At 64.1% G+C, this 13,596-nt stretch carries 11 protein-coding genes and 1 tRNA gene; 8 read left to right on the top strand and 4 right to left on the bottom strand.

Annotated elements, in window-relative coordinates:
* Positions 1-187 precede the first annotated feature (187 nt).
* From grxC to EDC35_RS15970, 4 genes are all read left to right on the top strand, one after another.
* On the top strand, positions 188-442 hold the full coding sequence (gene grxC / locus EDC35_RS15985) for a glutaredoxin 3 (protein ID WP_132978251.1): 255 nt from the start codon (positions 188-190) through the stop codon (positions 440-442).
* The gene (locus EDC35_RS15980) at positions 439-864 is read left to right on the top strand and encodes an RNA-binding S4 domain-containing protein (RefSeq protein ID WP_132978250.1); all 426 of its coding nucleotides are present in this window, start codon (positions 439-441) and stop codon (positions 862-864) included. Before grxC ends, EDC35_RS15980 begins: the two co-directional genes overlap by 4 nt.
* 27 nt (positions 865-891) lie before the next feature.
* Positions 892-1,755 (top strand): SDR family NAD(P)-dependent oxidoreductase, encoded by an 864-nt coding sequence (locus EDC35_RS15975; RefSeq protein ID WP_132978249.1) that lies wholly within the window; start codon positions 892-894, stop codon positions 1,753-1,755.
* Positions 1,756-2,040: 285 nt separating this feature from the next.
* Complete coding sequence (locus EDC35_RS15970; RefSeq protein ID WP_132978248.1) at positions 2,041-3,162, top strand: glycosyltransferase; 1,122 nt, start codon at positions 2,041-2,043, stop codon at positions 3,160-3,162.
* On the opposite strand, the gene EDC35_RS15965 is transcribed toward EDC35_RS15970, so the two are convergent.
* Positions 3,082-3,612, bottom strand: coding sequence for a glycosyl-4,4'-diaponeurosporenoate acyltransferase CrtO family protein (locus tag EDC35_RS15965; RefSeq protein WP_132978247.1), 531 nt, complete (start codon positions 3,610-3,612; stop codon positions 3,082-3,084). The two genes, EDC35_RS15970 and EDC35_RS15965, sit on opposite strands and share 81 nt — an antisense overlap.
* An 84-nt stretch (positions 3,613-3,696) precedes the next feature.
* Here EDC35_RS15965 and EDC35_RS15960 point away from each other — a divergent pair, with 84 nt between their 5' ends.
* Both EDC35_RS15960 and EDC35_RS15955 read left to right on the top strand, forming a co-directional pair.
* Positions 3,697-4,917, top strand: a complete 1,221-nt coding sequence (locus EDC35_RS15960; RefSeq protein WP_132978246.1) for a D-alanyl-D-alanine carboxypeptidase/D-alanyl-D-alanine-endopeptidase — start codon at positions 3,697-3,699, stop codon at positions 4,915-4,917.
* Between the two features lie 208 nt (positions 4,918-5,125).
* Positions 5,126-5,992 (top strand): trypsin-like peptidase domain-containing protein, encoded by an 867-nt coding sequence (locus EDC35_RS15955; protein ID WP_424565301.1) that lies wholly within the window; start codon positions 5,126-5,128, stop codon positions 5,990-5,992.
* Between the two features lie 158 nt (positions 5,993-6,150).
* Here the strand turns inward: EDC35_RS15955 and EDC35_RS15950 are convergent.
* A tRNA-Leu gene (locus tag EDC35_RS15950) sits at positions 6,151-6,237 on the bottom strand.
* 118 nt (positions 6,238-6,355) lie between these two features.
* Here EDC35_RS15950 and rnr point away from each other — a divergent pair.
* Positions 6,356-8,761, top strand: coding sequence for a ribonuclease R (gene rnr, locus EDC35_RS15945; RefSeq protein WP_132978245.1), 2,406 nt, complete (start codon positions 6,356-6,358; stop codon positions 8,759-8,761).
* Positions 8,762-8,763: 2 nt separating this feature from the next.
* Positions 8,764-9,504: a 23S rRNA (guanosine(2251)-2'-O)-methyltransferase RlmB gene (gene rlmB, locus EDC35_RS15940; RefSeq protein ID WP_132978244.1), complete on the top strand. Its 741-nt coding sequence runs from the start codon at positions 8,764-8,766 to the stop codon at positions 9,502-9,504.
* 87 nt (positions 9,505-9,591) lie between these two features.
* Here the strand turns inward: rlmB and prpF are convergent, their stop codons facing one another.
* Together prpF and acnD are read right to left on the bottom strand one after the other, a co-directional pair.
* The gene (gene prpF / locus EDC35_RS15935) at positions 9,592-10,785 is read right to left on the bottom strand and encodes a 2-methylaconitate cis-trans isomerase PrpF (RefSeq protein ID WP_132978243.1); all 1,194 of its coding nucleotides are present in this window, start codon (positions 10,783-10,785) and stop codon (positions 9,592-9,594) included.
* Between the two features lie 165 nt (positions 10,786-10,950).
* A complete protein-coding gene (gene acnD, locus EDC35_RS15930; protein ID WP_132978242.1) occupies positions 10,951-13,545 on the bottom strand; it encodes a Fe/S-dependent 2-methylisocitrate dehydratase AcnD in 2,595 nt (864 codons plus the stop codon).
* Positions 13,546-13,596: the final 51 nt, after the last annotated feature.

Below are 13,596 nucleotides of genomic sequence, written 5' to 3'. Positions count from 1 at the left end.
TGGCAGTTGGCAGTTGGCAGTTGGCAGTTGGCAGTTGGCAGTTGGCAGTTGGCAGTTGGCAGTTGGCAGTTGGCAGTTGGCAGTTGGCAGTTGGCAAGGATTGTGTTGTCCCGTTTCACCGTGTCAAGCTCGACTCTGACGACTGACGACTGACGACTCGAAAAGACCGATCGGCACAGGTGAGAAAATGGTTCAGATTACACTTTATACAACCCAAACCTGCCCCTATTGCACGCGCGCGCTCAGTCTGCTGAAACGCAAGGGCGTCGCCTTCACCGAAATCCCGGTCGATGACGATCCTGAGCAGTGGCGGATCATGGAGGAACGCAGTCAGCGTCAGACGGTGCCGCAGATCTTCATCGACGACCGACCAATCGGCGGCTATGACGACATGGCTCAACTGGATGCCAAGGGCGAACTGGACGCCCTGCTCGGTTTATGAACACGGACAGCCACAACGAAGAACTGCGCCTGGATAAATGGCTGTGGGCGGCGCGCTTCTTCAAGACCCGCCAGCTTGCGGTGGAGGCCATCAACGGCGGCAAGATCGAGGTGAATGGTCAGCGCGCCAAACCCGGTCGCGCCATCCGGCCCGGAGCGCGGCTGGAGATCCACAAAGACAGCCTCATCTGGGAAATCGAGGTGCTGGCGATCAACCGACAGCGACGCCCGGCCAGCGAAGCGGCCCTGCTCTATCGTGAAGACGAGGCCAGTCGCGCGCGGCGCGAGGAACGGCTGCGCGAACGCCGTGATCTCGGCATGGGTGCGAGCAGCGCCGATGGCCGGCCCACCAAACGCGATCGTCGCCAGATCCAGCGTTTCACCGGACGGGATGAGGGCGGTCACTCCGGCGGCGGCGATTGACGCCCATCGACCACGAGGCCATTGCTCATGACGACAGTCCTTCGCACCGCACTCATCACCGGCGCTAATTCGGGTCTGGGCAAGGCGGTTGCTTTGGGTCTGGCAGCCGAAGGCGCGCGGGTTGGTCTGGTGGCCCGCGACCGTGCACGTGGCGAGGCTGCGCGTGCCGGGATCCAGGCCGCGACCGGCAACGCGGACCTGCATCTGTTCGTCGCCGATCTGGCGGATCAGACATCGATCCGCGCGCTGGCCGAGTCAGTGCTGGCGCGTTTCGACCGGCTGCATCTGCTGGTGAACAATGCCGGTACCGCCTATCCCGCACGGCGTCTGAGCCCGGACGGGATCGAATGCGCGCTGGCGGTCAATCATCTGGCGCCTTTTCTGCTGACCCATCTGCTGCTCGACCGGCTCACATCCAGCGCATCGGCACGCATCGTCAATGTCGGCACCCGCATCGACGCGGCGATGGACTTCGATGATCTCAACTGGGAGCGCCGGCCTTATCGCATGATGCAGGGCTATGCGCAGTCCAAGCTCGGCAATCTGCATTTCACCTTCGAACTGGCGCGCCGGCTGCAAGACAGCGGGGTGACAGTGAATGCCGTGTTTCCGGGCGTCTTCCGCTCCAATCTCGGCGGCACCGATGGCGCGCAGGGGCCATTCTGGAAGCTGGTGGCCGCGCTCGGCGGCTGGGCGATCCCCTCGCCCGCTCAGGCGGCGCGGCGGGTGCTCTATCTCGCCAACGCCCCGGAGCTGGAGGGTGTCAGCGGGCAGTATTTCGGCAATCGCAAACCACTGCGGGCACCGGCTCAGGCGCGCGACCCGGAGGCCAACCGGCGTCTGTGGCAGATCAGCGAGCGGCTGACCGGGCTCGGCGTGGAATCGTCTTAACCGCCGAATCCGGTCAGGTGATTTCCTGGAGACCAGGATCCCTGAGCCGGGTGTCGATTTAAACCGCACCCGGTGCGGTATGTGATCGTTGAGGATTGAGTCGGCCTGGGCAGAATCGACGACCGTTCGAGCGGGTGCGGTTTAGCCGCGAGTCGCTGCCCGGTTTGTCTTCGCGAATGACAGTCCCCATGTTGGCTCCGCTTCCCGTCACCCTTATTGAATCGTCTCCGGGTTGCGCATGTCCTCCACATCCATCACGTCGCGCGAAACACGGACCCGCCGATCATGCCGATAGAATTGCTGTGGCTGCTGCTGCCCTGGAGTCTGGCCTTTGTGTTTCTCGGGCGTCTGCGCGCCTGTCCGCCGACGCCGGAGCAGGCACCGGAGCGGCTTGACGAGATCCGGGTTTCGGTCATCGTGCCCGCCCGCAATGAAGTAGCGCGTCTGCCGCCTCTGCTGGCTTCGCTGCGCGAACAGGATTATGTGAACCATGAGCTGATCGTGGTCGATGACAACTCGACCGACGGCACCGGTGAGCTGGCGCGCGCGGCGGGGGCGACGACCCTGACGCTGACCGAACTGGCGGATGGCTGGCTCGGCAAGCCGCGCGCCTGCTGGGTTGGCGCACAGCAGGCCAGCGGTGAGCTGCTGGTGTTTCTCGATGCCGATACCGAGCTTGCGCCCTCCGGTCTGCGACGTCTGGTCGCTACCCATGCGCGCTATGGCGGTCTGGTGTCGGTGCAGCCCTATCACCGGATGCGCCAGGCCTATGAGCGGCTCTCGGTCTTCTTTTCCATCATCATGATGGGCAGCATCCGTTCATTCACCCTGGCCGGAGAGCATGTCAAGCCCAACGGGAGCTTCGGTCCCTGCATGCTCTGTTCACGCGCGGATTATGTCCGCACCGGTGGACATCATCTGGTGCGTGCGGAGATCGTCGATGACGTGGCGCTGGCGCGGGAGATGAACCGACACGGCGTGCCGTCGCACAACTTCATCGGCGAGGGTGTCATTTCATTTCGCATGTATCCGCACGGCGTGCGTGATCTGGCCGAGGGCTGGACCAAGAATTTCGGACGTGGCGCCATCGCGACCGATCCGGTGCTGCTGTTGATGCTGACGGCCTGGATCTCGGGCAGCATCGCCGTGCTCGACGCCATCCGGGGCTGGCCGGCTGACGGTCTGTCCAACTGGGTCGTCGCCGGTCTGGCGGCCTATTGCGCCTATGTCGTCCAGCTCTGGTGGCTGCTGCGACGGCTGGGCAATTTCGGCTGGCTGACCGCACTGACCTATCCGGTCTCGCTGGCCTTTTTCGTTGCGGTCTTTTTACGCTCGCTGTCTCTCACCCTGACGCGGCAGAGCGTGCGCTGGAAGGGCCGCGTCATCCCGCTGCGCTCGTCGCGCTAAAGTGCGCGCGACGCGGCGCAGCCGGATACGGTTGTAGCGTTGCACGAGAATGCAGGGCAGATTGCTCGCCGCGCCATAGATCAGCATGACCACGCCAATCTGCCAGGGATTCCAGACAAAGAAAGTGAGCGCCAGACTCCAGGTCAGCCAGTGCGAGCACTCCGCGCGGCAGGTCTCCAGCGCGAACTGGCCGAGATAACCCGGATCTCCGCTTTGCAGATGTCGTTTGGGGAAACCGCCGCGCAGGAATCCACCGGCCTCGGGCAGATGATCCTTCCACCAGCGGATGCCGAGCCGCTCGTAGAGCCGGCCTGAATCCTCCCAGCCATATTCACGACTGACGAGCGGGAAGTCAGCAAACAGGCGCCCCGGCAGACGCTGGGCAACATAGCCGGCGCCCAGATGGAAACCAGTCCAGATGAGTCCATAGAGTATGAGGAGATTCAGCATCCGGGCTCCAGGCAGACCGCAAGCCCGCGATTATGGGCTATTCTTACCCTCTTTTCGTCTCTGTAGATGGTCTTCGAGTCATCCATGACAAATCCACCCCTCCCCTTTTGCCGTCTTGGTTTCTGGCCGGATCTGGCACTGCTCCTGTTAAGCGTACTGGCGATCAGTAGCGCCACGGCGGCAACGGCAGCCGATCCCATTGCCCAGGTCAAGGGCATGAATCAGGCGAGTCTGCTGCTCCAGGATCAGGGCCGCGAGGTGATCGCCTATCAGGCCGACACGCCGCGCGTCCCGGCCTCGACCATGAAACTGCTGACCGCCTTCGCCGCGCTGGAGACCTGGGGCCGGGATTATCGTTTCGAAACCGATTTCTATCGCGACGAGGCCGACTGGCTCTGGGTGAAAGGCTATGCCGATCCCTATCTGGTATCGGAAGAACTGGACCGGATCGTCGCCGCGCTCCAGTCCAAAGGGGTGCGCGAGGTCGCCGGAATCGGTCTGGATGACAGTTTTTTCGGCCCGGATGTCGAGATCGCCGGGCGCTCGTCTTCGGATAATCCCTATGACGCGCCGGTGACGGCGCTGGCGGCCAACTTCAACACGCTCAATCTGATCCGCGAAGGCGATCAGGTGCGCAGCGCCGAACCCCAGACTCCGCTTACCGCCACCGCACGTCGCTTCGGTCTGGCTGGCGGTCCCGGCAAACAGCGGGTCAATCTGCGTGAGCATGACACGGCAGTGCGCTATGTCGGCGAACTGCTCGCCGCCAAGCTGACCGGCGCCGGCATCCGTGTCGGTGAACCCCGACGGAATGCACCGGTGCCGCGTCAGGCGCAGCGCCTCTACCGTCACATCAACAGCCGCACCCTGGCGCAGATGGTTGAGCCGATGCTCAAATACTCCAACAACTTCGTCGCCAATGCGCTCTTTCTGCGGCTGGCGCAGCCCGAGGGCAAGGGGCAGGTGACCATGACGGCGGCCAGACGGGCGATGACCGATTTTTCCCGCAAGCGTTTCGGCTGGAGCGATGTCGTCATCGAGGACGGTGCCGGACTCTCGCGCGGCAACCGCCTGAGCGCGCGCCAACTGGTTGATCTGCTGGACGCCTTCGTACCCTATCGCGACCTGCTGGCGGCACAGGACGGCAACCCCAATGTGCGCGCCAAGACCGGCACCCTGCGCGGCGTCAGCACCTATGCCGGCTATGTGCGCCGCGATGGGCGATGGGCGTCTTTTGCCCTGCTCATCAACCAGCCGGTGGACGCCAGTCTGCGCCGCCGGGTGGCGAGCAGCCTGGCGCGTTAAGGTGATTTTCTGGAAAATTTATACCTGATACACGCATTAAATAGACAGGATTAACAGGATTTTCCAGGATGAACGGGATTTTTAGATCATTGTTTTTAATCCTTTTAATCTTGAATCATCCTGTTAATCCTGTCCATTGACGGCGTTTCAGGCGGGTACGAACTGTTCCGGGAATCACTTAAACCGCCGTCGTCACAACTCACAGGATCTGCCCGTGTCCTCATCGCCGCTCCGGTTTGGTTGGCCCGCTCGCGCCCTGTGGCCGCTGGCGCTGCACGCACTGCTGCTGACGGCCTGCGTGATGCCGCAGCCCATCGAGACGGCGGGGATCGAGACACCGAAATCAAGCGGCGCACTGTCCGGGCTCATGTCCAGTGCCGGCTATCCGTCGCTGGCCCCCTTGATGCGGCAGGTCACACCCGCCGTGGTCAATATCGCGGTGGAAGCCAAGGTCGCAAACGATCCACACGCCTTTCTCCGCGATCCCGATTTCCGGCGCTTTCTGGATCGCTTCGGTCTGCCGATGCCCGAGCTGGACGAGACCGAGCGGCAGCGCAGCCTCGGCTCCGGGGTCATCGTCGATGCCGCACGCGGCTATGTCATGACCAATGAACATCTGCTGAAAGACGCCACCGAAATCATGGTGACGCTCAAGGACCGGCGCAGTTTCCGCGCCCGGCGGATCGGTTCGGACGACGCCACCGATCTGGCGATTCTCAAGATCCCGCCCGTCAGCATCCAGCCCCTGCCGCTCGGCAATTCGGATCGGCTGGAGGTCGGGGACTTCGTGGTCGCGATCGGCAACCCCTTCGGTTTGGGACAGACCGTGACGCTCGGGATCGTCAGCGCAGTCGAGCGCAGCAGTATTTCGGGCAATCGTCTCGGCGAGTTGATCCAGACCGACGCCTCCATCAATCCCGGCAACTCCGGCGGCCCGCTGATCAATCTGGCTGGCGAAGTGATCGGCATCAACACCGCACTCATCGGTCCCACCGGCGGTAATGTCGGCATTGGTTTTGCCGTGCCCAGCAATCGTGCCCGCGCGGCCTTGAAAAAGGTGATGGGAGGACGCTGATGGCTCAGTCTGAGCGGATCGATCCACGCCTGAACGGCGTCCAGAGCAGGACGCCGGGTTTCGAGTCAGTTCGATGCTTCGCTTTTTCAGGATTCGCGCGCACAAAAAAACCGTGAACGACCACTGATTGATCGCACGGTTGCTTTGTCTTACAGAAATGGTGCCGAGGAGAGGACTCGAACCTCCACGAGCTTTCGCCCACATGGACCTGAACCATGCGCGTCTACCAATTCCGCCACCTCGGCTTGAGGGTCGGGATGAGCCTGAATGGCGTCTCACCCTGGCGAGAGCGCGAATATTAGTGAGACAGGCCGGGCTTGTCAACGCTACACTAGTATTTTTTAGCAGGAGCAAGGAACGAACGTGGCAAAACGTCGATCGCCCACCGTCAGAGACGCGGACCCCCATCGCCAGCGCGAGGCGAAGAAATACGCCAATCCCATCCCCAGTCGCGAATTCATTCTTGAGACACTGACCAGCAACGGCATGCCCCTATCGTTCGACGAGATGGGGACGCTTCTCGCCCTGACCGACGAGCAGGATCTGATCGCCCTGGAACGCCGTCTGGGCGCGATGGTGCGCGACGGCCAGTTGGTCCGCAATCGCAATCAGGCCTTCTGTCTGGTCAACAAGCGTGATCTCATCGCGGGACGGGTGATCGGGCATGCGGATGGGTTCGGCTTTGTGCGTCCGGACGAAGGCGGCGACGATCTCTATCTGTACCCCAAGGAAATGCGGGCGCTCTTCCACGGTGATCGGGTGGTGGTACGGGTCAGCGGACGCGACCGGCGCGGGCGGCTGGAGGCGGCGCTGGTGGAGATCCTGGAGCGTAACACCCGCACTGTGGTCGGACGCTTTCATCAGGAGAGCGGGGTCGGCTTCGTGATGCCCGACAACAAGCGTCTGACCCACGACATCGTCATCCCCAGCGACTGGATCAAGGGGGCCGAGCAGGGCCAGATCGTGGTGGCCGAAATCACCGATCAGCCGACCTCGCGCACCCCGCCGATCGGGCGCGTGCTGGAGGTGCTCGGCAACCATATGGCGGCGGGCATGGAAACGGACATCGCCATCCGCGCCCACGATCTGCCGGTGGACTGGCCGGTGGAGGTCGAGGCGGAAGTGGCCGGACTCGCCGCCGAGGTGCCGGAAGCCGCGAAGGCCGGTCGCACCGACCTGCGCAAGCTGCCGCTGGTGACCATCGATGGGGCCGATGCGCGTGATTTCGACGATGCCGTCTACTGCGAACGCAAGCCCAAGGGCTGGAAGCTCCTGGTCTGCATCGCCGATGTCTCCAGCTATGTGATCCCCGGCACGGCGCTGGACCGTGAGGCCCAGGCGCGCGGCAATTCGGTTTATTTCCCGGATCGCGTCATCCCCATGCTGCCGGAGGTGCTGTCGAACGGGCTCTGTTCGCTGAATCCTCATGTGGATCGGCTCTGCATGACGGCGGAGCTTTACATCAATGGGGAAGGAAAAGTCACGCGCACCCGCTTCTTCGAGGGCGTGATGCGCTCTCAGGCGCGTCTGACCTATGATCAGGTCGCCGCCATGGTGGTCGATGGGGACGGCGCGCTCTGCGAGCAGTACGCCGATCTGCTGCCGCATCTGCACGAGCTCTATCAGCTCTATCAGGTGCTCCACGCGGCGCGGGTCGCGCGCGGCGCCATCGATTTCGACACCACTGAAACCAAATTCATCTTCAATGATCAGGGGCGTATCTCAGGCGTCACACCGCTGGTGCGCAACGATGCGCACAAACTGATCGAGGAATGCATGCTGGCCGCCAACGTGGCCGCCGCGCGTCTCTTCGAGCGCAAGCGTCTCCCGGCCATCTATCGCGTCCACGACACGCCGAGCGAGGAAAAGCTGACCGATCTGCGCGAGTTTCTCGGCCAGTTGGCGCTCAAACTCCCCGGTGGTCCCAAACCGACGGCGGCGGATTACGCCAAACTCCTGGGACAGATCAAAGAGCGTCCGGATCGCCGTCTGATCCAGACCGTGCTGCTGCGCTCCATGCGTCAGGCCATGTACAGCTCGGACAACGTCGGCCATTTCGGGCTGGCCTTCGACGCCTATACCCATTTCACCTCGCCGATCCGACGTTATCCGGACCTGGTGGTCCATCGTCTCATCAAGCATCTGCTTGCGGGCGGGACGACGGTTGATCTGGATTACTCCCCGACCGAATTGCAGCAGATCGGCGAGCAGTGCTCCGGCACCGAGCGCCGCGCCGACGAGGCGACCCGCGACGCCGAGGACTGGCTCAAATGCGAGTTCATGCAGGACAAGCTCGGCGAACAGTTCGACGGCACCATCACCAGCGTCAATTCATTCGGCATCTTCGTCGAACTCGATGAGGTGCATGTGGATGGTCTGGTCCATATCACGGCGCTCGACAACGACTATTATCATTTCGACCCCATCGGTCATCGTCTGCATGGCGAGCGCACCGGCACAGTCTACCGTCTGGGCGACCGGCTGCGGATTCAGGTCGCCGCCGTGAACCTGGATGATCGCAAGATCGATTTCGTGCCGGCTCAATCGGCGGACTCGGGCACCCGCAAGCCCGCGAGTCGGGGCGGACGCAAACCGGCCGATCAGGGCGAACGTCAGCCCACTGCTCAGGCCGCCCGCAAACCGGCCGCCCAAGGTGCGCGCAAGGCCGCCGTGCCTGCCGCAAAGGAGACCGCGCCGGCTGACGCCAAAAAGCCCCGTTCGCGCAACCGGCGCAAGCGCAAGCCGGCCGGCTCGACCCCGGCGTCCTGAGCATGAGTGGCCTCGCATCCGTCGCCGGTATCCACAGCGTCCGCGCCGCGCTCAAATTCGGTACAGAAGGTGTGGCCGAACTCTGGCTGGAGCGCACCCGGCGTGACCGGCGTTTGTCTGAAGTCGCGGATCTGGCGCGTCAGGCCGGCGTCAAGGTGCGTCAGGTGGACCGCGATGAACTGGATGGTGCCGCCGAGGGGGCCAATCATCAGGGCGTGCTGGCCTGGGTCCGCGTGCCGGCTGCGCGTGCTGAACAGGATCTGACCGCACTGCTGGATCGGCTTCAGACACCGCCCTTTCTGCTGCTGCTCGACGAGGTGCAGGATCCGCACAATCTGGGCGCCTGTCTGCGCACCGCCGAGGCAGCCGGTGTCCAGGCCGTGATCGCGCCCCGTGACAATGCGGTCGGTCTGACCCCCGTGGTCTGCAAGGTCGCGAGCGGCGCGGCCGAAACCCTGCCTTATATCCAGGTCACCAATCTGGCGCGCGTCATGGACGCGCTCAAGGAGCGTGGAATCTGGCTGATCGGAACCGCTGGCGAAGCGGCTGAAGACCTGTATGGGGTCGATCTGCGCGGCCCGCTGGGGCTCGTTCTGGGCAGCGAAGGCAGCGGCCTGCGGCGTCTGACCCGCGAACGCTGCGACGCCCTGGTTCGGCTGCCCATGCTGGGCCAGGTCGAGAGCCTCAATGTCTCGGTTGCCGCCGGGGTCTGTCTCTATGAGGCGTTGCGCCAACGTCGTTGAGCAAGACGCGGTTTGGACCAAATCGATCTTCGGGCTGGCCGGGCGTATTCGCCCGGCGCCTGTTCAGTCCAGTCAGCCAACATTCCTTTAGAACGCATCCCCCGGCACGCGCACCCAGCCCTCCATCAAGACTCTCGCGCTGCGACTCATAATGGCCTTGGTCACGGTCCAGTCGCCATTGACCTGACTCGCTTCCGCACCCACCCGCAGCGTACCCGAGGGATGGCCGAAGCGCACAGCGGTGCGTGCGCCGCCGCCAGCCGCGAGGTTGACCAGCGTACCCGGAATCGCCGCCGCCGTGCCAATGGCGACCGCCGCCGTGCCCATCATGGCGTGATGCAGCTTGCCCATGGAGAGCGCGCGCACCAGGAGATCAATATCGCCAGCGGCGATCCGTTTGCCACTGGAGGCGACATAATCGGCGGGCGGGGCGACGAAGGCGACCTTGGGGGTGTGCTGACGCTTCGCGGCCTCACTGATGTCCTTGATGAGACCCATGCGCACGGCACCATAGGCGCGGATGGTCTCGAACATGGCGAGTGCCTGGGGATCGCCGTTGATGGCGTCCTGCAACTCGGTCCCTGTGTAACCGATGGCCTCGGCATTGACGAAGATGGTTGGGATGCCGGCATTGATGAGCGTCGCCTTGAGCGTCCCGACGCCGGGCACCTCCAGGTCATCGACCAGATTGCCGGTCGGGAACATGGAGCCGCCCCCCTCGCCTTCGCCTTCATCGGCCGGATCCAGGAATTCGAGCTGGACCTCAGCGGCCGGGAAGGTCACGCCATCCAGCTCGAAATCGCCCGTCTCCTGTACTTCGCCATGGGTGATGGGGACGTGCGCGATGATGGTCTTGCCGATGTTGGCCTGCCAGATCCGCACGGTCGCCATACCGTTCTGCGGGATGCGGCCGGCATCGACCAGTCCGGACGCGATGGCGAACGAACCAACGGCGGCGGACAGGTTGCCGCAGTTGCCGCTCCAGTCGACGAATGCGGTGTCGATGGAGACCTGGCCGAACAGGTAATCAACATCATGATCGGGCTTGCTGCTTTTCGACAGGATGACCGTCTTGCTGGTGCTGGAGGTCGCCCCGCCCATGCCGTCGATCTGTTTGCCGTAAGGGTCGGGGCTGCCGATGACGCGCAGTAGCAGCGCATCGCGCGCCGCGCCCGGCGTCTGACAGGGCTCGGGCAGGTCTTGCAGACGGAAGAAGACGCCTTTGCTGGTGCCGCCACGCATGTAGGTGGCGGGGATTTTGATCTGGGGGGTGTGGGTCATTGGGTTGAGATTCCTTGATGCGTTGGTGCGGTTTGCTTTCTCTCCCCCTCTCCCCAACCCCTCTCCCGCGAGGGGAGAGGGGCTATTTACGGTGCCTTGCGCGAGGTCGGGAGGCAAATTCTATCCGTATTGCTCCCCTTTCCCCTTGCGGGAGAGGGGCCTTTTTCAAGCCGCTTTGGTCGATTCCAGGAAATCCTGCGCAAAGCGTTGCAGCACGCCACCAGCCTCGTAAATCGAGACCTCTTCCGCAGTATCCAGACGGCAGGTCACCGGCACTTCGACGCGCTCGCCGTTCTTGCGATGGATGACCAGCGTCAGGTCAGCGCGCGGCGTGCGCTCGCCGATCACGTCATAGGTCTCGGTGCCGTCGATCGCCAGCGTGTTGCGATTCACGCCCGCCTTGAACTGCAGCGGCAGCACGCCCATGCCGATCAGGTTGGTGCGGTGGATGCGCTCGAAGCCCTCGGCGACGATCGCCTCGACGCCCGCCAGACGCACGCCCTTGGCCGCCCAGTCGCGCGACGAGCCCTGACCGTAGTCGGCGCCGGCGATGATGATCAGCGGCTGCTTGCGCTCCATGTAGGTCTCGATCGCCTCCCACATGCGGGTGACCTGGCCCTCTGGTTCGATGCGGGCCAGCGAACCCTGCTTCACCTTGCCGTCCGCGTCGCGCACCATCTCGTTGAACAGCTTGGGGTTGGCGAAGGTCGCGCGCTGCGCGGTCAGGTGGTCGCCGCGATGCGTCGCGTAGGAGTTAAAGTCCTCTTCCGGCAGACCCATCTTCGCCAGATATTCGCCGGCTGCGCTATCCAGCATGATGGCATTGGACGGCGACAGGTGGTCGGTGGTGATGTTGTCCGGCAGCACCGCCAGCGGACGCATGCCCTTCAGGGTGCGCTCACCGGCCAGCGCGCCTTCCCAGTAGGGCGGGCGGCGGATGTAGGTGCTCTGCGGACGCCAGTCGTAGAGCGGGCTGACCCGCTCGCCGCTCGCGGCGGAGATGGCGAACATCGGCTCGTAGACCTGACGGAACTGCTCCGGCTTGACGCTGGCGGCGACGGCGGCGTCGATCTCGGCGTCGGTCGGCCAGATGTCTTTCAGCCGGATCTCCCGGCCGTCGACCACGCCCAGCACGTCCTTCTCGATGTCGAAGCGGATGGTGCCGGCGATGGCATAGGCGACGACCAGCGGCGGCGAGGCCAGGAAGGCCTGCTTGGCGTAGGGGTGGATGCGGCCGTCGAAGTTGCGGTTGCCGGAGAGCACGGCGGTGGCATAGAGGTCGCGGTCGATGATCTCCTGCTGGATCGCCGGATCCAGGGCGCCGGACATGCCGTTGCAGGTGGTGCAGGCGAAGGCGACGATGCCGAAACCGAGCTGCTCCAGCTCGGACAGCAGACCGGCCTCCTGCAGATACATGGGGACGGTCTTGGAGCCGGGTGCGAGTGAACTCTTGACCCAGGGCTTGCGGGTCAGACCCAGTCGGTTGGCGTTACGCGCCAGCAGGCCGGCGGCGATGACGTTGCGCGGGTTGCTGGTGTTGGTGCAGCTGGTGATGGCGGCGATGATGACCGCGCCGTCCGGCATCTGGCCCGGGACCTCTTCCCACTGGCCGGCGATGCCCTTGGCCGCCAGGTCGGTGGTGGCCACGCGGGCGTGCGGGTTGGACGGACCGGCCAGGTTGCGGACCACGCTCGACAGGTCGAACGACAGCGTGCGCTCGTACTGGGCGTCCTTCAGGCTGTCGGCCCAGAGTCCGGCCTCCTTGGCGTAGGTCTCGACCAGCTTCACCTGGGCGTCGTCGCGGCCGGTGAGTCGCAAATAGTCGATGGTCTGGCCGTCGATGTGGAAGAGCGCGGCGGTGGCGCCGTACTCGGGGCACATGTTGGAGATGCTGGCGCGGTCGCCGATGGTCAGCGCCGCGGCGCCCTCGCCGTGGAACTCCAGATAGGCGCCGACCACCTTTTCCTTGCGCAGGAACTCGGTCAGGGCCAGCACCACGTCGGTGGCGGTGATGCCGGGCTGCGGCCTGCCGGTCAGCTCGACACCGATGATCTCGGGCAGACGCATCCAGGAGGCGCGGCCCAGCATCACGTTCTCGGCCTCCAGTCCGCCGACGCCGATGGCGATGACGCCCAGCGCATCGACATGCGGGGTATGGCTGTCGGTGCCCACCAGTGTATCCGGGAAGGCCACGCCGTCTTTGGCGTGGATCACCGGGCTCATCCGCTCCAGGTTGATCTGGTGCATGATGCCGTTGCCGGCGGGGATCACGTCGACATTGTCGAACGCGAGCTTGGTCCAGTTGATGAAGTGGAAGCGGTCTTCGTTGCGCCGGTCTTCGATGGCCCGGTTCTTGGCGAAGGCATCGGGGTCATAGCCGCCGCACTCGACGGCCAGCGAGTGATCGACGATCAACTGCACCGGCACCACCGGATTGACCTTGGCCGGGTCGCCGCCCTGATCGGCGATGGCGTCGCGGAGCCCCGCCAGATCGACCAGCGCGGTCTGGCCCAGGATGTCGTGACAGACCACGCGCGCCGGGAACCAGGGGAAATCGATCTCGCGCCTGCGCTCGATGAGCTGCCGGAGCGCATCGGTCAGATTGGCCGGGTCGCAGCGACGCACCAGATTCTCGGCCAGCACGCGCGAGGTATAGGGCAGGGTCGCATAGGCGCCGGGCTTGATCGACTCGACCGCTGCGCAGGCGTCGAAGTAATCCAGATGAGTGCCGGGCAGGGGTTTGCGGTGGGTGGTATTCATGAGCCGTCCATTCATATAGGGAGTTAGGCGCGTCGCGGAGGGACGCTGAGA

This window comes from Thiobaca trueperi (genome assembly GCF_004342175.1).
GTDB classification, from domain to species: domain Bacteria; phylum Pseudomonadota; class Gammaproteobacteria; order Chromatiales; family Chromatiaceae; genus Thiobaca; species Thiobaca trueperi.
Note: the sequence above shows the minus strand (reverse complement) of the source record. Positions and strands in the feature narration are given on the sequence as shown.